The sequence below is a fragment of the Conexibacter sp. SYSU D00693 genome, assembly GCF_017084525.1.
Lineage (GTDB): Bacteria > Actinomycetota > Thermoleophilia > Solirubrobacterales > Solirubrobacteraceae > Baekduia.
Genome location: NZ_CP070950.1, coordinates 3,806,842 through 3,824,026, shown reverse-complemented (window position 1 = coordinate 3,824,026; position 17,185 = coordinate 3,806,842). Strand labels below are relative to the sequence as shown.

Sequence of the window (17,185 nt, the reverse complement as noted above, 5' to 3'; positions counted from 1 at the left end):
CTCAGGACTCCTTCGTGGTCAGGGCGATCGACAGGTGCGCGGTCCGCTTGCGGATGCGCGTCGCGCGACCCATCGCGCGCGGCTGGAAGCGCTTGATGGTCGGGCCCTCGTCGGCGGTGATGGACAGGATGCGCAGCTCGTCGCCGACGAGCTCGTGGTTGTGCTCCGCGTTGGCGACGGCGGACTCGAGCAGCTTGCTCCAGTCGCGCGCCACGTGACGAGGCGTGTGCAGCAGGATCGCGCGGGCCTCCTCGACGGACTTGCCGCGGAGGTGGTCGCAGACCAGCCGCGCCTTGCGGGCGGAGGTGCGCACGAACTTCGCCTGGGCGCGGACGACCTGGACCTCGCCGTTGGAGGCCGCGGGGCGGTCGCGCTTGCGGGTCGGCGCCGGAGCGGCCGGGGTCTTCTCCTCGACCGGCTCCTGCGCCTTCTCGGCGGCGGGCTTCTTCGCGCGGGAGCGCTTGGGCTTGGCCTCGGCCTTCGGCTCCTCGGCCTCCTCGGCCTCGGACCCGTCAGCGCCCGTGGCGGCAGCGGCGACCGGCGCCTCGTCGGCGACCTCCGCCGAGTCGACCGCAGGGGTCTCCTCGACGACGGCCTCGTCGGCGCTGGCCTCGGGGGTCTCCTCGACGGCGGCCGTCTCCTCGACGTCCGGCGTCTCCTCGACGTCGGGGGTCTTCTCGTCGGCGTCGCTCATCGCTTCTTCCCGGTGTCGGCGTGGCCGCGGTAGGTCCGCGTCGGCGCGAACTCGCCGAGCTTGTGGCCGACCATGGACTCGCTCACGAACACCGGGACGTGCTTGCGCCCGTCGTGCACGGCGATCGTGTGGCCGACCATCTCGGGGAAGATCGTCGAGGCCCGCGACCAGGTCTTGATCATCTGCTTGGACCCACCGGCGTCGTTCATGCGCTCCACACGCTGGAGGAGGCGCTCCTCGACGAACGGGCCCTTCTTGCTCGAACGGCTCACGGCTTACTACCTCTTGCCCTTGCCACGGCGGCGGCCGCGGACGATGTAGCGGTCAGACGGCTTGTTCTTCTTGCGCGTGCGGTAGCCGAGCGTCGGCACGCCCCACGGCGTGACCGGGTGACGGCCCGGCGTGGTCGAGCCCTCGCCACCACCGTGCGGGTGGTCGACGGGGTTCATCGCGGTGCCGCGCGTCTGCGGGCGCACGCCCATGTGGCGCTTGCGGCCGGCCTTGCCCACCTTGACGTTCTGGTGGTCGGCGTTGCCGATGACGCCCACGGTGGCGCGGCACTCGGCGCGGACCATGCGCATCTCGCCCGAGGGCAGGCGCAGGGTCGCCATGTCGCCGTCCTTGGCCATGAGCTGGATCGACGTGCCGGCCGAGCGGCCGAGCTGGCCGCCGCGCCCCGGCTGGAGCTCGACGTTGTGCACCACGGTGCCGGTCGGCATGTTGCGCAGCGGCAGGCAGTTGCCGACGGCGATCTCGGCCTCGGGGCCGGAGCTCACCGTCATGCCGACCTGCAGGCGCGCCGGAGCCAGGATGTAGCTCTTGACGCCGTCGGCGTAGTGCAGCAGCGCGATGTAGGCGGTGCGGTTGGGGTCGTACTCGATCGCGGCGACCTTGGCGGGGATCCCGTCGCGGCGGCGCTTGAAGTCCACCTTGCGGTACAGGCGCTTGGCCCCGCCGCCACGGTGGCGGGCGGTCTTGCGGCCGCGCGCGTTGCGCCCGCCGGACTTGGTCAGGCCCTCGACGAGGGTCTTCTCCGGCGTGGTCTTCGTGATCTCGGCGAAGTCCGGGTACGTCGCGAAGCGGCGACCCGGGCTCGTCGGCTTGGGCTTGCGGATGGCCATGGCCTAGGACTCCTCGAGGCCCTGCAGGCCCTGGAAGATCGGGATGGACTCGCCCGGGCGGACCTGCACGACGGCCTTCTTCCACTCCCGCGTGCGGCCGCTGTGCAGGCCGCGGCGCTTGGGCTTGGACTTCACGCTCATCGTGCGGACGCTGACGACGTGGACGTCGAACAGCTCCTCGATCGCCTGGCGGATCTGGGTCTTGTGCGCGTCGGGATGGACGCGGAAGACGTACTTGTCGGCCGTGGCGAGGACGTAGGACTTCTCGCTGACGACCGGGCGGATGATGACCTTGCTGGCGTCCATCAGGCCTGCACCTCCTCGGCGCTCTTGGTGCCCGTGGCCCGCGCGGCGAGCGCGTCCAGCGCCTCCTGGGAGGCGAGGAGGTTCGCGGCGCCGACGACGTCGACCACGCCGACGCCGTCGACGGGCAGCACGCCCCGGACGGCCGGCAGGTTGCGGAAGGACAGGGCGGCGCGCTGCTGGTCGTCGGTGAGGACGACCAGCACGGAGCCCTTGGCGCCCCAGTCGGTCACGAGCTTGGCGGCGGACTTCGTGGACGGCGTGTCGATGAACGACGCCGGGTCGAAGACCGCGACCGTGCCGCGCTCGGCGTGGACGCTCAGCGCGCTGCGCAGGGCGGCGCGCTTCTCCTTGCGGTTGACCTTGAAGGTGTAGGAGCGCGGCTGCGGCCCGAAGACGGTGCCGCCGCCGGTCCAGATCGGCGAGCGCGACGAGCCGGCGCGGGCACGGCCGGTGCCCTTCTGGCGCCACGGCTTGGCGCCGCCGCCGCGGACCTGGCCGCGCGTCTTGGTCGCGTGCGTGCCCTGGCGGCGCGCCGCGAGCTCGGCGCGGACCGAGTCGTGCACCAGCGGGCCGTTGAACGGCGCGCCGAAGGCCGCGTCGTCCAGCTGGACGTCGGACCCGTTCAGGTTCTTGGCGCTAGGCATCGGTGCGCACCTCCACGACGGACGACTTGGGACCGGGGACGGAGCCGCGGATGAGCAGCAGGTTCTGGTCGGCGTCGATGCGGACGATCTCCAGGCCCTTCTGCGTCACGCGCTCGTTGCCCATCTGGCCGGGGCCGCGGATGCCCTTCATCACGCGGGCGGGCCAGGCGGACGCGCCGATCGAGCCGGGGGCGCGCACGTTGTGCGAGCCGTGGGACTTCGGGCCGGCCGCGAAGCCGTGGCGCTTGATCGTGCCCTGGAAGCCCTTGCCCTTGGAGGTGCCGGAGACCTTGACCTTCTGGCCGACCTCGAAGGCGTCGACCTTGACGGTCTCGCCCACGGTGAGCTCGCCGACCTCGTCGCGGAACTCGACGAGGTGCTTGTACGGGCCTGCGCCGGTCTTCTTGAGGTGGCCGAGCTCGGCCTTGGTCAGGTGCTTCTCCTTCGTGGCACCGAAGGCGAGCTGCACGGCCTCGTACCCGTCGCGGTCCTGCGTGCGGACCGCGGTGACGGGGCAGGGGCCGGCCTCGAGGACCGTGACGCGCTCGACCCGGCCGTCCTCGAGGAACAGCTGGGTCATGCCGAGCTTCTTCGCGAGGATCGCCGGCATCAGCCCACCAGCTTGATCTCGATGTTGACGCCGGCCGGGAGGTGGTCCAGGCGCTGGAGCGAGTCCACCGTCTTCGGGGTCGGCGAGTGGATGTCGATCAGCCGCTTGTGCGTGCGGATCTCGAAGTGCTCCTGGGAGTCCTTGTCCTTGAACGGGCCGCGCAGGACCGCGTAGACGTTCTTCTCCGTGGGCAGCGGGACGGGGCCGGCGACCGTCGCGCCCGTGCGCGTCGCGGTCTCGACGATCTCCTTCGCCGCGGTCTCGATGGCCGAGTGGTCGTAGGCCTTGAGGCGGATGCGGATCTTGTTCTGGGTGGCGGCGGCCATGGGGCTCTTCGCTGTCTCTTCCGTCTGCTGTCCGATGTAGGAAGTCTGCTGGCGCGTCACGCGCCGATGCCGGTGGATCCGTCGCAGAACGCGCGAAACCCGCCCGGCGGGTGTGGGGCGATCGCTGCCGCCCCGGCGATTCGATGGGGCCTGCGGGGCCGTGCCCCGAGGTTCCCTGTCACGCCGGCCTCGTTGTCAGCGCGAGGGGCGGGCCGCCGGCCGGCCCGCCCCCGCGTACAGCGGTGCTACTCGACGATCTCCGCGACCACGCCCGAGCCGACCGTGCGGCCGCCCTCGCGGATCGCGAACCGGAGACCCTGGTCCATGGCGATCGGCTGGATGAGCTCGATCTCCATCTGGACGTTGTCGCCCGGCATGACCATCTCGACGCCCTCAGGCAGCTTCGCGGCACCCGTCACGTCGGTGGTGCGGAAGTAGAACTGCGGGCGGTACCCGGAGAAGAACGGCGTGTGGCGACCGCCCTCCTCCTTCTTGAGGATGTAGACCTCGGCCTTGAACTTCGTGTGCGGGGTGATGGAGCCCGGCTTGCAGAGGACCTGCCCGCGCTCGATCTCCTCGCGCTTGGTGCCGCGCAGGAGGCAGCCGACGTTGTCGCCGGCCTGGCCCTGGTCGAGGATCTTGCGGAACATCTCGACGCCGGTGACGACCGTGTTCGTCGTGGCCTTGATGCCCACGATCTCGACGGTGTCGCCGGTGTTGACGACGCCCTGCTCGATGCGGCCGGTGGCGACGGTGCCGCGGCCCGTGATCGAGAAGACGTCCTCGACCGGCATCAGGAACGGCTTGTCGAGGTCACGCGTGGGCTCCGGGATGTAGGAGTCCAGCGCGTCGGCCAGCTCGAAGATCTTCTGCTTGTACTCCTCGTCGCCCTCGAGCGCCTTCAGGGCCGACCCCGTGATGAACGGGATGTCGTCGCCCGGGAAGTCGTACTCGGAGAGCAGGTCGCGCACCTCGACCTCGACGAGCTCGAGGAGCTCCTCGTCGTCGACCATGTCGGCCTTGTTGAGGAACACGACGATGTACGGCACGCCGACCTGGCGGGCGAGCAGGATGTGCTCGCGCGTCTGCGGCATGGGGCCGTCGGCAGCGGAGACCACGAGGATCGCGCCGTCCATCTGCGCGGCGCCGGTGATCATGTTCTTGACGTAGTCGGCGTGCCCGGGGCAGTCGACGTGCGCGTAGTGGCGGGAGTCCGTCTGGTACTCGACGTGCGACGTCGCGATGGTGATCCCGCGCTCCTTCTCCTCCGGAGCGTTGTCGATCTCGGCGAAGGACTTGGCCTCGCCGCCCATCTTCTCCGCCAGGACGGTGGTGATGGCCGCGGTCAGCGTCGTCTTGCCGTGGTCGATGTGACCGATCGTGCCGACGTTGACGTGCGGCTTGTCCCGCTCGAACTTCTCCTTCGCCATCTCGCTTCGTGTCTCCTAAGGGGTGGAAGTCGTACTGCTCGTGTCCTGGCGAACCAGGGGAAGGTAGCGCGCCCGCAGATTGGGCGCGTTCCGGGGCCTAGGCGGCCTGGGCGTCGCCGCTGCGGCCCTCCATGACCTTCTCGGCGATGTTCGGCGGCACCTCGTCGTAGCTGTCGAACTGCATCGTGTAGGTCGCGCGGCCCTGCGTGTTGGAGCGCAGGTCCGTGGCGTAGCCGAACATCTCCGACAGCGGCACCTTGCCGGTGACCGCGAGCGCGTTGCCGCGGCGCTCCTGGCCCTCGACGCGGCCGCGCCGGCGGGACAGGTCGCCGATGACGTCGCCCAGGAAGTCCTCCGGGGTGACGACCTCGACGGCGAAGATCGGCTCGAGGAGCACGGGCTTCGCGCGCTTGGTCGCCTCCTTGAGCGCGAGCGAGCCCGCGACCTTGAAGGCGATCTCCGAGGAGTCGGTCTCGTGGTACTTGCCGTCGACGAGGGTCACGCGGACGTCGACCATCGGGTAGCCGGCCTTGACGCCGGTCTGGAGGGCCTCCTCGACGCCCTTCTCCACGGCCGGGATGAACTCGGTCGGGATCGCGCCGCCCTTGATCTTCGAGACGAAGTCGAAGCCCTCGCCCGGGGCCGGCTCGATGTCGATGTAGACGACGCCGTACTGGCCCGAGCCGCCGGTCTGGCGCACGAACTTGCCCTCGACCTTCTGGGCGGTGCCGCGGATGGTCTCGCGGTAGGAGACCTGCGGGCGGCCGACGTTCGCCTCGACGTTGAACTCGCGCTTCATGCGGTCGACCAGCACCTCGAGGTGCAGCTCGCCCATGCCGGAGATCTCGGTCTGGCCGGTCTCCTCGTTCGTCTGGACCTGGAAGGTCGGGTCCTCCTCGGCCAGGCGGCCCAGGGCGACCGACATCTTCTCCTGGTCGGACTTCGTCTTGGGCTCGACGGCCACCTTGATGACCGGCTCCGGGAAGTCCATCGACTCGAGCTTGATCGGCGCGTCGGGCGCGGCCAGCGTGTCGCCGGTGACGATCTGCTTGATGCCGACGCCGGCGGCGATGTCGCCCGCGTAGACCTCGGTGAGCTCCTCGCGGTCGTTGGCGTGCATCATCAGGATGCGCCCGACGCGCTCGGTGCGGCCGGAGCCGACGTTGAGCACGCGCGAGCCCGCCTCGAGCTTGCCCGAGTAGACGCGGAAGTACGTGAGCTTGCCGACGAACGGGTCGGCCATGATCTTGAAGGCGAGCGCCGCGAACGGCTCGTCGTCGGAAGCGGGGCGGCTGGCCTCGACCTCCTCGCCGTCCTTGCTGGTGACCGTGCCGGTGATGGCCGGGACGTCCAGCGGCGAGGGCAGGTAGTCGAGCACCGCGTCCAGCAGCGGCTGCACGCCCTTGTTCTTGAAGGCCGAGCCGCAGAAGACCGGGGTCAGCTTGATGTCGAGCGTCGCCTGGCGGATCGCGGCGATGAGCTTGTCCTTCGGGACCTCGCCCTCCTCGAGGAAGAGCTCGGCGATCTCGTCGTCGTAGTCGGAGACCTCGTTGATGAGGTGCTCGTAGGCCTCCTCCGCGCGAGCCTTCTCGGACTCGGGGATGTCGACGACGTCGAAGTCCTTGCCGAGGTCGTCCTTGTAGAGGATGGCCTTCATCCCCACGAGGTCGATGATGCCCTGGAACTCGGACTCGGCCCCGATCGGCAGCTGCACCGGGACGGGGTGCGCACCGAGGCGGTCGATCATGGTCTGGACCGCGTTGTCGAAGTTCGCGCCGATGCGGTCCATCTTGTTGACGAAGGCGATGCGCGGGACCGAGTAGCGGTCGGCCTGGCGCCAGACCGTCTCGGACTGCGGCTCGACGCCGGCGACGGAGTCGAAGAGGGCGATGGCACCGTCGAGCACGCGCAGCGAGCGCTCCACCTCGACGGTGAAGTCGACGTGGCCCGGCGTGTCGATGATGTTGATGCGGTGGTCGCGCCACTCGCAGGTCGTCGCGGCCGACGTGATCGTGATGCCGCGCTCCTGCTCCTGCTCCATCCAGTCCATCGTGGCCGCGCCCTCGTGGACCTCACCGATCTTGTAGGTGCGACCGGTGTAGTAGAGGATCCGCTCGGTCGTGGTCGTCTTGCCGGCGTCGATGTGCGCCATGATCCCGATGTTCCGGGTGTTCTCGAGGGAGTACTTGCGCGGCATGTCTCTGGGTCGGCTCTTCTCTAGTGCGGGCAAAGAAAACGGGCCCCTCGGGCCCGCGCGTACGACAGGGGTGTCCCTGGGTCGTCGCGCTATGTCCTCGAGGTCCGCATCGGCGGGCAACAGGCGCTCCGTGGGAGGGCACGCGTGAGCACGCCAGACCGCGGGGCGGAGGACGATGATAGCAAGGCGCTCTCGGCATCTCGGGATGCCCCGGGGCGCTCCGGGCTGACCTCCGCCGTCCGCGTCCCGACGTCCTCCGCGGTGCGTGCGCTGCTCGCGCTCATCGGGCTCGCGGGGTGCGTGGCGCTCGTCGTCGCGACGTTCTCGCTCGTCCTCCAGATCGAGGTCCTGACCACCTCCGAGATCGCGGCCGACATCGACACGGAGCGCACCGGCTGGGAGCGCCACGGCCCGGCCCTCCTCGTGCTCGCGGGCTTCGCGCTCGTGATGCTCGCGGGGGCGCTGCGCGGCGCGCGGCCGGCCGCCCTGGCGCTCGTCGCGGCCGGACTGGCGGCGCTGGCGATCGCGCTCGTCTGGGACCTGCCCGCGCTGGACGACACCGGGCAGGTCGGCGAGCTCTACGAGCAGGCGACGGCCGGGCCGGAGTCGGGCTACTACCTCGAGACCGCGGGCGGCGCGCTGCTGCTGCTGGCGGGTGGCGGGTTGTTCCTGCTGCCCGCGGGGGCGGCGGCGGGGGCCGGGGGTGCCGCGGGCGCCGGGCGGGAGCGGGAGCGGCGGGAGGGCCGGACCGCGCCGGAGGGTCGCGCCGCGCCGCGTGCCCCGCGAGCGCGGCGCCTTCCGCGGCGGCGCCGGCGTGGCGGTGACCGCGAGCCGGCCGAGGACGACGCGCCGACGGGGCGGCGCGAGCCGGACGACTGGTTCGCGGACGACCCGACGTAGAGGGAGCTCCGTTCCGGCGTTCGCTGCTCGCGAGCCGCCGCTGTCTCGCACTGAGGAGGGGAACCGGCCGGCGCGCGCGTGGTTTCGCGAGGCGCCCCGGCGGTCCGTCGGCCGTGACCCTGTCGTCTCCGGCGTGGGAGACCGGAGATCGCAGGGTCAGCGTCGACGGGGCTCCGCGAGCCTGGGGTTGAGGTCCTCCCAGGCCCCGAACCCCAGGGTCATCGCCGCCGCGCCCGCGAGCCTGAAGTTTCACCGCCCATGCGGCGGTCAACTCCAGGGTCACGCGCAACGGGCGGTCAACTCCAGGGTCGCCGGCGGCCGGCGACCGCCCGCCCCGCGAACCCGGCTCCCCTCCCTCACCGCGAGACCGCGACGGCGCCGGCCACCGCCCACGCCCGCGCGGAACGCCACCCACCCCCACAACGACGAACGCCCGGCCAAGCGGCCGGGCGTTCGGTCAAGACGGAGGCGGTGGAGCGACCGCTACCAGCGGTAGTGCGCGAAGGCCTTGTTGGCCTGCGCCATGCGGTAGATGTCGTCCTTGCGCTTGAAGGCGCCGCCCTGGGAGTTCTGGGCGTCCAGGAGCTCGTTGGCGAGGCGCTGGGCCATCGTGCGCTCGCGGCGCTGACGGGCGAAGGTGACGAGCCAGCGCACCGCGAGGGTGCGGGCGCGGCGCGGCGGGACCTCGACCGGGACCTGGTAGGTCGCGCCGCCGACGCGGCGGGAGCGGACCTCGAGGGCCGGGGTGAGGGCCTTGAGCGAGGCCTCGAGCTGCTCGACCGGGTCCTTGCCGGTCTTCTCGCCCAGGATCGCCAGCGCGTCGTAGACGATGCGCTCGGCGGTGGACTTCTTGCCGTCCAGCATCACCTTGTTGATGACCTGCTGGACCAGGCGGGAGCGGTGGACGGCGTCCGGCTCGATGGGCCGGATGGTGGCGGCTGCGCGGCGCGGCACGGGCTACTTCCCCTTCTTGACGCCGTACTGGGACCGCGCCTTCTTGCGGTTCGCGACGCCCGAGGCGTCGAGCGTCCCGCGGACGACCTTGTAGCGCACGCCCGGCAGGTCCTTGACGCGGCCACCACGGACGAGCACGACGGAGTGCTCCTGGAGGTTGTGCCCCTCACCCGGGATGTACGCCGTGACCTCGATCGAGCCGGTGATGCGCACACGCGCGACCTTGCGAAGCGCCGAGTTCGGCTTCTTCGGCGTGGTCGTGTAGACGCGGGTGCACACGCCGCGCCGCTGCGGGGCGGCGGTCTTCTTCTTGCGGCCCTTGCCGGACTTCAGGCCCGGAGTGGCCATCTTCTTCGGCTTGGGCGAACGACCCTTGCGGATCAGCTGGCTCGTCGTCGGCATGCGGCGCGGGATGGTAGCAGCGGCGCGCCCAGTCCCGTTCGGGGCCGACCCAGGCCGGGCAGCCGCCGTGCACGATGCTCGGCCCGCTGGACCTCCTCGCCCTCCCCGTCCACGCCCTCGAGGCGGTCGTCGCGCTGCCCGAGCGCCTCGACCGGCTGCAGCGCCAGATGGAGGCCCTGCACGACGACGTCCGCGAGATGCGCGACGGGCTCACCGAGATGGGCGAGGGCTTCAAGGGGCTGCAGGCGACGGTCAGCGACATGGCCACGGACGTGCGCCCGATGGACGAGGACCTCCACGACGTGCGCAAGGCCGTCGAGCAGCTGCGCGACGACCTCAGCGGCCTGCCGTTCGTGGGGTAGGCCGAACGCGCGGGCGTCCGACGCCCCCGTAGGATCATCCCGATGGCCCGGCTTCCGGACCCGACCCGGGCGCTGGGCAGCGCCCTCGAGCCGCTGGTCGCGCTGCCCCGTCTCATCGAGCGCCTGATCGGCTCGCTCGACGGCATGCGCAGCGACCTGCGCGGCATGCGCGAGGACACCACCGCGATGCGCGAAGGGATCCTGCGCCTCGAGGAGGGCGTCGACGCGCTGCGCGAGGACTTCGCGGCCGTCCGCCAGGACGTGCAGCTCATGACCGAGGACGTCGGCCTGATGCGCCGCGGCGTCGACGACCTCGGCCCGGGCATCGACGACCTCGGCGGCCGGCTGGACCGGCTGCACGCCGACATCACGCGCCTGCCGTTCCTGCGCCGGCGCCAGCCGCCGGCCGCCTAGGCGCGGCGCGACCCGCGGCGCGACCACCTCGTCTCGCGCGCGCACACGCGCGCGCGAGACGGAGGTCGGCCAGGACCGCCCGCCTAGAGGTCCGCCTTCTCGAAGGTGAACTCCTTGGCGTGCGGGCTCTCCGCGTTGTACTTCAGCGTCCCAAGGCCGAACGGCTTGTCCGGGTCGACCTCGAAGATCGTGCTCGAACGCGGCGGCTCGCGGTCGGCCGCCGGGCCGTACTGGTAGTCGCCGGTCAGGCCGTCGAACGAGAACGTCCCGAGGCCCTCGAGCGCCTGCTTGATGCCGTCGTGGGACAGGTCGCCCGACTGGACGGCCTTCTCGAGCACGCCCGCCACCGCCCGCGCCTGGTTGTAGCCGAAGGCGAAGTAGTAGTCAGGCTGCTGGGAGGGCTTGTAGCGCTTGACGTCGTCGACCATCTTGGCCATGCCCGGCACCTTCGTGTCGCCCCACTCGGTGCCCTCGGCGACGATCCACACCGTCTTCTCGAGGTAGTCCTTGAGCGGCGAGGCGCCGAGCTCGTCGATCCACGCCGGGGACTGGCCGACCCAGCGCGGCGCGAAGCCGAGCTTGGCCGCCGTGCCCCAGATCGTGCCGGCGTCCGTCGGCGTCGCGACGAGGAAGACCATGTCGCAGCCGGCCGAGCGCAGGCGCTGGACCTGCCCGGTGACGTCCTTGTCGCCGACCTTGAACTTCTGGTTGGTCCCGAGCGAGACGCCGAGCTTCTCGGCCCCGAACTCGAGGCCCTGCTGGCCCGCCTCGCCGTAGGCGTCGTCCTGGGTGAACGAGCAGACCTTCTTGCCCTTGCCGCCGCCCTCGTTGACGTAGTGGTCGAGGGCGTTGATCGCCTGCACCTGGTACGGGCCGCCGATCGGCAGCAGCGTCTCCTCACGCACCCAGAGGCCGTCGAGCGACGCCGGTGCGGCGATGAGCCCGTCGCGGCGCAGCTGGGGCACGATCGCCAGCGTGTTGGCCGTGCCGAGCACCTGCCCGACCGTCACCACGTCGGACTTGAGCTTGTTGTACTTCTGGACGGTCAGGTCGGTCCGGTACTGCGTGTCCTCCTGGACCAGCTCGACCTTGTACTTGCCCGCGATGCCGCCCTTGGCGTTGACGGCGTCGAAGAAGACCTCGTTGCCCGCGGTCAGCGGCTTGCCGATGACCGCCACCGGCCCGGTGAGCGGCGTCAGGACGCCCACGCGGATCGTCGTGCCGTCGAAGCCCGCCACCTTGCCCGGCTCGCCGGAGCTCGCGGTCCCGCCGCCGCCCCCGCCCTCGTCGTCGTCCGCGCCGCCGCAGGCCGCCAGGCCGCCCGCGGCGAGGAGCGCCGCCGCCGCGGCGGCGAGCCTCCTCCTGCTCAGAACCGTCCTCATGCTCCCTCTCCTCCTCCTGCTGGTTGACCTCAGTAGCCGAACGGCCACGCCTTGAACCACGCCTTCGCCCGCAGCCAGAGCGCGGCGAGCCCGCGCGGCTCGAGCACCAGGAAGCCGACGATGAGCGCGCCGAAGATCGCCTGGTTGAGCGAGAAGACGCTGATGAACCCGTCGCCGCCGGCGCTCGTCGCGACGCCGGGGATCGAGTCCGAGTAGCGCTCGATGATCCCCGGCAGGCCGCCGAGGAACAGCGCGCCCAGCACCGCGCCGAAGATCGTCCCGACCCCGCCGACGATGATGATCGCGATGTACTGGATGCTCAGGAACAGCGAGAACTCGTCCGGCGAGACGAACTGCTGGTAGGAGCCGTACAGGCCGCCCGCCAGCGCGGCGAACGCGCTGGAGATCGCGAAGGCCCAGACCTTCGTGCGCCCGAGCTGGACCCCGATCACCTCGGCGGCGACGTCGCGGTCGCGGACCGCCTGCAGCGCCCGGCCGGGCCGCGTGCGCGAGATGTTCTTGGCCAGGAGCGCGACGACCGCGACGAGCCCCCACACCAGCCAGAACCAGCCCTGGTTGTTCGAGAACGACTCGCCGCCGAAGGACAGGTCGCTGAAGTCCACCGGGCCGACCTCGGGCGGCGCCTGGACCGAGCGCCCCGAGTTGCCGCCCGTGACGTCGCGCAGGTTGCGGAAGACGTGCTCGGCGAGGAAGACGAGGCCGAGCGTCACGATCGCCAGGTAGTTGCCGCGGAGGCGCAGCGCGAACGGGCCGAGCACCGCGCCGAGCAGGCCGCCGATGAGCGCCGCCGCCGGCAGCCACAGCAGGAAGGGCAGCTCGAGCTCCGAGCCCAGGTAGCCCGCGCTGTAGGCCCCGACGCCGAGGAACGCCGCGTGGCCGAGCGAGACCTGCCCGGCATAGCCCGTCAGGAGGTTCAGGCCGATGGCGCCGATCGCCGCGATGCCCGCGTAGTCGAGGACCGACAGCCAGAAGTCGTCGGCCAGGACGTACGGCGTCAGTGCCCAGAGCGCGACGAGCGCGACCAGGCCGGCCTGCGACCAGCGGGTGCGGAACAGCCGCAGCTCGTCCTCGTAGCGGCGGGTGAGGGTGCGCGACGGGCGGGCCATCAGACGCGCCGCACCTCGCGCGTGCCGAACAGCCCGTAGGGCCGCACGAGCAGGATGAGGACCATCACGACGTAGGGCATGACCGCGGCGAGGTTCTGCCCCGCCCACGGCAGGACGTCCTCCTGGTAGCCCGAGGTCAGCGACTGGGTCACGCCGATGAGCAGGCCGCCGACCACCGCGCCGCCCGGGGAGTCCAGCCCGCCGACGATCATCGCCGGGAAGGCGACGAGGGCGATCGCCGAGATCGACGGCGTGAGCGCGGCGGGTCCGGCGGCGAGCGTCACGCCCGCCAGCGCGGCAAGGCCCGCCGAGATCGCCCACGACGCGGCGAACACCCGCCGGGCGCTGATGCCCTGCGCCAGCGCCGCCTCCTGGTCGAAGGCGGTCGCGCGCATCGCCACGCCGAGCGTCGAGAAGCGGAAGAACACGAAGAACGCCGCGAGCACCGCGCCGGCGATCCCGAGCGTCCACAGGTCCCGCTCGGCGAGCACGACCTCGCCGGCCTTGACCGTGTCGACCCCCCACGGGTCGGCGAGGTTCAGCGCGTCGTAGCCCCAGACCGCGGTGATGACCTGCTCGAGGACGAAGAGCAGCCCGATGGTGACCATGAGGACCGCGAAGACCGGCTGGCCGACCATCCGCCGCAGGACGACGCGCTCCACCGCCGCGCCGACGAGGCCCGCCGTCAGGGCGGCGAGCACGACCGCCAGGGCGAAGAGCGTGACGCTGTTGTAGGCGTAGGCCAGGTACGCGCCGAGGGCCACGAGCCCGCCCTGGGCGAAGTTGATGACCCCGGTGGCCTTGTAGATGATCACGAAGCCCAGGGCGACGAGGGCGTAGCGCGCGCCGAGCGCCAGGCCGGCGAAGACGAGCTGGAGGAACTCGCTCATCGCGCCGCCACCGCCGGCGCGTCGGAGGCGTAGAGCTCCTCGATCTCGCGGGCGAAGCGCTCCTCCATCGCCCGGCGCTTGAGCTTCAGCGTCGGCGTCAGCTCACCGTCCTCCGGGTCGAGCTCCTTGTCCAGCAGCGCGAAGCGCTTGACCGTCTCGACCTGCGCGAGGTCGGCGTTGACCTCCTCGACCCAGCCCGCGACGAGCTCCCGCACCTCGGGCTTGTGCGAGAGGTCGCGGTAGGTGGTGTAGGCGATGCCGCGACGGGTGGCCCAGTCGCCGACCGTGTCGAGCTCGATCCCGATGAGCGCGACGAGGAACTTGCGGCGGTCGCCGACGACCATCGCCTCGCGCACGAACGGCGACACCTTCAGCCGGTTCTCGATCTCCGAGGGCGAGATGTTCTTGCCGCCCGCGGTGATGATGATGTCCTTCTTGCGGTCGGTGATCGTGAGGAAGCCGTCCGCGTCGAGCTCCCCCACGTCGCCCGTGTGCAGCCAGCCGTCGGCGTCGACGGTCGCCGCCGTCGCGTCCGGGTCCTTGAAGTAGCCCTGGAAGACGCCCTCGCAGCGGGTGAGGACCTCGCCGTCCTCGGCGAGGCGCAGCTCGACGCCCGGCAGCGCGCGCCCCACCGTCCCCAGCCGCACGTCCCCGCGCGGCGTGAAGGTCGCCAGCGCGGTGTTCTCCGTCTGGCCGTAGCCCTCGCGCACCGGGACGCCGATCGCCCACAGCCACTGGAGCACCTGCGGCGCGATGGGCGCCGCGCCGGAGAGCGCGATGCGCACGCGTCCCATCCCGAGCTTGTGGCGCAGCGCGCGCCCGACCACGAGCGACGACAGCGCGAAGCGCAGCCGGTCGCCGGCGCCCGCCTGCTCGGCCATCCGCGCCGGCGCGGTCCGCTCCCCGAGGCGCAGGCCGAGGCGGTAGGCGGCGCGCTTGACGGCGCCCGCGTCGGCCATGCGGATCTCGACGCCGGCCAGGAGCTTCTCCCACACGCGCGGGACGCCGAGGAAGACCGTCGGCTGCACCTCGCGCAGGTCGTCGACGGGCGCCGACCCGCCCTCGCCGAAGTGCACGACGTAGCCGGTGCCGACGGCGTTGACCACGGAGAAGAGGCGCTCGGCGACGTGGCAGAGCGGGAGGTACGAGAGGACCTCGTCGTCCGGGCCGACCTCCCAGACCTCGCGGCACGCGCGTGCGGCCGCCTGGAGGTTGCGGTGCGAGAGCATCGCGCCCTTCGGCGGGCCCGTGGTCCCCGAGGTGTAGACGAGCGTCGCCGTCGCCTCGGGGTCGAGCGCCTGCGCCAGCCCGGCGAGGTCCGCCGGCGCGTGCTCCTCGACGGTCGCCCACGGCGTCACGCCGGCGTCGTCGCCCACGCCGCGCAGGTCGACGACCGCGATGTGGCGCAGCTCCGGAAGGCGGTCGCGCACCGCGAGCGCCTTGTCGAGCTGCTCCTCGTCCTCGGCGACCAGGACGGTGGCGGCAGCGTGGCCGACCACGTGCTCGACCTCGGCGGGCGAGCTCGTCGGGTAGACGCCGACGGTCGCCGCGCCCAGCGCCTGGATCGCCAGGTCGGCCACGAGCCACTCCGGGCGGTTCTCGGCGTGGACGGCGACGCGGTCGCCAGGGCCGACGCCCAGGGCCTGCAGCCCCGCCGCGGCGCGCGCGACCCGGTCGGCGTAGCCCGCCCACGTCGTCTCGCGCCAGATGCCGCGGTGCTTGTCGCGCAGCGCGACGGCGTCCGGCCGCTCGGCGGCGTGGCGCAGCAGGTCGTGGACGAGCGTCGGGCCCGAGGCGGTCACGCCGCGACCCCGAGGTACGCGTCGATCACGCGCTGGTCGGCCTGCACCTCGGCCGGCGTGCCGACGGCCAGCGGCACGCCGAAGTCGAGCGCGAGCACGCGGTCGGCGAGGTCCATGACGAGGTGCATGTCGTGCTCGACGAGGACCATCGCCAGGCCGAGCGCCTCGCGGACCTCGAGCACGTAGCGGGCCATGTCCTCGCTCTCCTCGAGGTTCATGCCGGCCACCGGCTCGTCGAGCAGGAGCAGCCGCGGCTCCATCGCCAGGGCGCGCCCGAGCTCGACGCGCTTCTGCACGCCGTAGGGCAGCAGACCGGCGGGCACGTGGCGGTAGGCCTCGAGCTCGAGCAGCTCGACGACCTCCTCGACCTTCGCGCGGTGCTCGACCTCCTCGCGCTTGGCCCGGCCCCACCACACGGCGCCGGCGAGGAACCCGGTGCGCATCAGATGGTGGCGGCCGAGCATGAGGTTGTCGACCAGCGACAGGTTCATGAAGAGCCCGAGGTTCTGGAAGGTGCGCGCGACGCCGAGGCGCGCGATCTCCACCGGCGAGCGCTTGAGCAGGTCCTCGCCGCCGAGGCGGATCGACCCGCGCTGCGGGTGGTAGACGCCGTTGAGGCAGTTGAAGATCGACGTCTTGCCCGCGCCGTTGGGACCGATGACGGCGAAGAGCTCGCCGGGGCGCACGTCGAAGCTCACGCCGTCCAGCGCCTTGACGCCCCCGAAGCGCAGCGCGACGTCCTCGACGACCAGCAGCGGCTCGCCGGCGCTCACGCGGCCCACCGCTTCTTGCGCCGGTAGGTCTTGAGGTCGCGGAACGAGCGCCGTCCCGCCTCGCCCATCCCGAGGTAGAACTCGCGGATGTCGGCGTCGGCGCGCAGCTCGTCGGCCGGCCCGTCCTTGACGACCTTGCCCGTCTCGAGCACGTAGCCGTGCGAGGCGATCGACAGCGCCATCGTCGCGTTCTGCTCGACCAGCAGGACGCTCGTGCCCTGGCGGTTGACCTCGACGACGACGTCGCGCACCTGCTCGACGACCTTCGGTGCGAGGCCCAGCGAGGGCTCGTCGAGCAGCAGGAGCTTCGGCGACGCCATGAGCGCGCGGCCGATGGCGAGCATCTGCTGCTCGCCGCCCGAGAGGTAGCCGGCGGTGGAGCGCCGGCGCTCGGCGAGCACCGGGAAGAGGTCGAGCACGCGGTCGGTCGACTCGCGCACCTCGGCCTTCGAGCGCGTCACGCCTCCGGCGCGGAGGTTCTCGTCGACGGTGAGCTCGGCGAAGATCCGCCGGCCCTCCATGACCTGAGCGATGCCGCGGCGCACGATCGAGGGCGCGTCGAGCCGCGTCACCGGCGCGCCGGCCAGCTCGACCGACCCCTTCGTGACCTTGCCGCGGTGGACCGCCAGGAGCCCCGTGATCGCGCGCAGGAGCGTCGTCTTCCCGGCGCCGTTGGCGCCCAGCAGCGCCACGATCGCGCCGTCGGCGACCGTCAGGGACACCCCGCGCAGCACCAGGACGACGTCGCTGTAGACGACCTCCAGGTTGTGCACCTCCAGGATCGGCGCAGGGGTCGCCGACCGCTCAGGGATCGCGGGCTCCATCTCCTCGTTAGCGACCCTAACCAGACC

General features: G+C 71.8%; 19 protein-coding genes and 1 pseudogene. 3 read left to right on the top strand and 17 right to left on the bottom strand.

The features are described from left to right. Window position 1: 1 nt before the first annotated feature. From rplV to fusA, 9 genes and pseudogenes are all read right to left on the bottom strand, one after another. Window positions 2–331 (bottom strand): annotated as a pseudogene (gene rplV / locus JUB12_RS22150) (50S ribosomal protein L22); the annotation flags it as partial. A 359-nt stretch (window positions 332–690) separates the two neighbouring features. Further along, window positions 691–966 carry a 30S ribosomal protein S19 gene (gene rpsS / locus JUB12_RS18895; protein WP_205696991.1) on the bottom strand — a complete coding sequence of 92 codons (276 nt, stop codon included), beginning with the start codon at window positions 964–966 and terminating at the stop codon, window positions 691–693. A 6-nt stretch (window positions 967–972) separates the two neighbouring features. Continuing rightward, a complete protein-coding gene (rplB, locus tag JUB12_RS18890; RefSeq protein ID WP_205696990.1) occupies window positions 973–1,815 on the bottom strand; it encodes a 50S ribosomal protein L2 in 843 nt (280 codons plus the stop codon). Between the two features lie 3 nt (window positions 1,816–1,818). After that, window positions 1,819–2,121 carry a 50S ribosomal protein L23 gene (rplW, locus tag JUB12_RS18885; RefSeq protein ID WP_205696989.1) on the bottom strand — a complete coding sequence of 101 codons (303 nt, stop codon included), beginning with the start codon at window positions 2,119–2,121 and terminating at the stop codon, window positions 1,819–1,821. After that, window positions 2,121–2,765 (bottom strand): 50S ribosomal protein L4, encoded by a 645-nt coding sequence (gene rplD / locus JUB12_RS18880; protein WP_205696988.1) that lies wholly within the window; start codon window positions 2,763–2,765, stop codon window positions 2,121–2,123. Before rplD ends, rplW begins: the two co-directional genes overlap by 1 nt. Then, entirely contained in the window at window positions 2,758–3,375 is a 618-nt protein-coding gene (rplC, locus tag JUB12_RS18875) for a 50S ribosomal protein L3 (protein ID WP_241004320.1), read from the bottom strand. Before rplC ends, rplD begins: the two co-directional genes overlap by 8 nt. Beyond that, window positions 3,375–3,701, bottom strand: coding sequence for a 30S ribosomal protein S10 (rpsJ, locus tag JUB12_RS18870; RefSeq protein ID WP_205696987.1), 327 nt, complete (start codon window positions 3,699–3,701; stop codon window positions 3,375–3,377). Before rpsJ ends, rplC begins: the two co-directional genes overlap by 1 nt. 245 nt (window positions 3,702–3,946) lie before the next feature. Then, window positions 3,947–5,131 (bottom strand): elongation factor Tu, encoded by a 1,185-nt coding sequence (gene tuf, locus JUB12_RS18865; RefSeq protein WP_205696986.1) that lies wholly within the window; start codon window positions 5,129–5,131, stop codon window positions 3,947–3,949. A gap of 97 nt (window positions 5,132–5,228) precedes the next feature. Then, window positions 5,229–7,328 carry an elongation factor G gene (fusA, locus tag JUB12_RS18860; protein WP_205696985.1) on the bottom strand — a complete coding sequence of 700 codons (2,100 nt, stop codon included), beginning with the start codon at window positions 7,326–7,328 and terminating at the stop codon, window positions 5,229–5,231. A gap of 261 nt (window positions 7,329–7,589) precedes the next feature. Here fusA and JUB12_RS18855 point away from each other — a divergent pair, with 261 nt between their 5' ends. After that, a complete protein-coding gene (locus JUB12_RS18855) occupies window positions 7,590–8,228 on the top strand; it encodes a hypothetical protein (RefSeq protein WP_205696984.1) in 639 nt (212 codons plus the stop codon). Between the two features lie 483 nt (window positions 8,229–8,711). Here the strand turns inward: JUB12_RS18855 and rpsG are convergent, their stop codons facing one another. Further along, complete coding sequence (gene rpsG / locus JUB12_RS18850) at window positions 8,712–9,182, bottom strand: 30S ribosomal protein S7 (RefSeq protein WP_205696983.1); 471 nt, start codon at window positions 9,180–9,182, stop codon at window positions 8,712–8,714. Window positions 9,183–9,185: 3 nt separating this feature from the next. Further along, window positions 9,186–9,584 carry a 30S ribosomal protein S12 gene (gene rpsL, locus JUB12_RS18845; protein WP_205696982.1) on the bottom strand — a complete coding sequence of 133 codons (399 nt, stop codon included), beginning with the start codon at window positions 9,582–9,584 and terminating at the stop codon, window positions 9,186–9,188. Window positions 9,585–9,658: 74 nt separating this feature from the next. Between rpsL and JUB12_RS18840 the strand changes: the two genes are divergently transcribed. Both JUB12_RS18840 and JUB12_RS18835 read left to right on the top strand, forming a co-directional pair. Continuing rightward, window positions 9,659–9,946 carry a hypothetical protein gene (locus JUB12_RS18840; protein ID WP_205696981.1) on the top strand — a complete coding sequence of 96 codons (288 nt, stop codon included), beginning with the start codon at window positions 9,659–9,661 and terminating at the stop codon, window positions 9,944–9,946. Window positions 9,947–9,988: 42 nt separating this feature from the next. Next, the gene (locus tag JUB12_RS18835) at window positions 9,989–10,360 is read left to right on the top strand and encodes a hypothetical protein (RefSeq protein ID WP_205696980.1); all 372 of its coding nucleotides are present in this window, start codon (window positions 9,989–9,991) and stop codon (window positions 10,358–10,360) included. An 83-nt stretch (window positions 10,361–10,443) separates the two neighbouring features. Here the strand turns inward: JUB12_RS18835 and JUB12_RS18830 are convergent, their stop codons facing one another. Genes JUB12_RS18830 through JUB12_RS18805 form a run of 6 tightly spaced genes read right to left on the bottom strand, consistent with a single transcriptional unit; the run spans window position 10,444 to window position 17,116 of the window. Continuing rightward, the gene (locus JUB12_RS18830) at window positions 10,444–11,742 is read right to left on the bottom strand and encodes an ABC transporter substrate-binding protein (protein ID WP_205696979.1); all 1,299 of its coding nucleotides are present in this window, start codon (window positions 11,740–11,742) and stop codon (window positions 10,444–10,446) included. A 29-nt stretch (window positions 11,743–11,771) separates the two neighbouring features. Further along, window positions 11,772–12,869, bottom strand: coding sequence for a branched-chain amino acid ABC transporter permease (locus tag JUB12_RS18825; RefSeq protein WP_205696978.1), 1,098 nt, complete (start codon window positions 12,867–12,869; stop codon window positions 11,772–11,774). Then, a complete protein-coding gene (locus tag JUB12_RS18820; protein WP_205696977.1) occupies window positions 12,869–13,759 on the bottom strand; it encodes a branched-chain amino acid ABC transporter permease in 891 nt (296 codons plus the stop codon). Before JUB12_RS18820 ends, JUB12_RS18825 begins: the two co-directional genes overlap by 1 nt. Further along, complete coding sequence (locus JUB12_RS18815; protein ID WP_205696976.1) at window positions 13,756–15,561, bottom strand: long-chain fatty acid--CoA ligase; 1,806 nt, start codon at window positions 15,559–15,561, stop codon at window positions 13,756–13,758. The genes JUB12_RS18820 and JUB12_RS18815 overlap by 4 nt, the downstream gene beginning before the upstream one ends. Then, window positions 15,558–16,334, bottom strand: coding sequence for an ABC transporter ATP-binding protein (locus JUB12_RS18810; RefSeq protein WP_205696975.1), 777 nt, complete (start codon window positions 16,332–16,334; stop codon window positions 15,558–15,560). Before JUB12_RS18810 ends, JUB12_RS18815 begins: the two co-directional genes overlap by 4 nt. After that, a complete protein-coding gene (locus JUB12_RS18805) occupies window positions 16,331–17,116 on the bottom strand; it encodes an ABC transporter ATP-binding protein (protein WP_371822347.1) in 786 nt (261 codons plus the stop codon). Before JUB12_RS18805 ends, JUB12_RS18810 begins: the two co-directional genes overlap by 4 nt. Window positions 17,117–17,185: the final 69 nt, after the last annotated feature.

Coding starts and splice junctions, on each gene's coding strand:
- rplB (WP_205696990.1), bottom strand. CDS start 1,815: ATGGCCATCCGCAAGCCCAAGCCGACGAGCCCGGGTCGCCGCTTCGCG.
- JUB12_RS18835 (WP_205696980.1), top strand. CDS start 9,989: ATGGCCCGGCTTCCGGACCCGACCCGGGCGCTGGGCAGCGCCCTCGAG.
- rplD (WP_205696988.1), bottom strand. CDS start 2,765: ATGCCTAGCGCCAAGAACCTGAACGGGTCCGACGTCCAGCTGGACGAC.
- fusA (WP_205696985.1), bottom strand. CDS start 7,328: ATGCCGCGCAAGTACTCCCTCGAGAACACCCGGAACATCGGGATCATG.
- rplC (WP_241004320.1), bottom strand. CDS start 3,375: ATGCCGGCGATCCTCGCGAAGAAGCTCGGCATGACCCAGCTGTTCCTC.
- JUB12_RS18830 (WP_205696979.1), bottom strand. CDS start 11,742: ATGAGGACGGTTCTGAGCAGGAGGAGGCTCGCCGCCGCGGCGGCGGCG.
- JUB12_RS18825 (WP_205696978.1), bottom strand. CDS start 12,869: ATGGCCCGCCCGTCGCGCACCCTCACCCGCCGCTACGAGGACGAGCTG.
- rpsL (WP_205696982.1), bottom strand. CDS start 9,584: ATGCCGACGACGAGCCAGCTGATCCGCAAGGGTCGTTCGCCCAAGCCG.
- JUB12_RS18840 (WP_205696981.1), top strand. CDS start 9,659: ATGCTCGGCCCGCTGGACCTCCTCGCCCTCCCCGTCCACGCCCTCGAG.
- JUB12_RS18820 (WP_205696977.1), bottom strand. CDS start 13,759: ATGAGCGAGTTCCTCCAGCTCGTCTTCGCCGGCCTGGCGCTCGGCGCG.
- rplW (WP_205696989.1), bottom strand. CDS start 2,121: ATGGACGCCAGCAAGGTCATCATCCGCCCGGTCGTCAGCGAGAAGTCC.
- tuf (WP_205696986.1), bottom strand. CDS start 5,131: ATGGCGAAGGAGAAGTTCGAGCGGGACAAGCCGCACGTCAACGTCGGC.
- rpsJ (WP_205696987.1), bottom strand. CDS start 3,701: ATGGCCGCCGCCACCCAGAACAAGATCCGCATCCGCCTCAAGGCCTAC.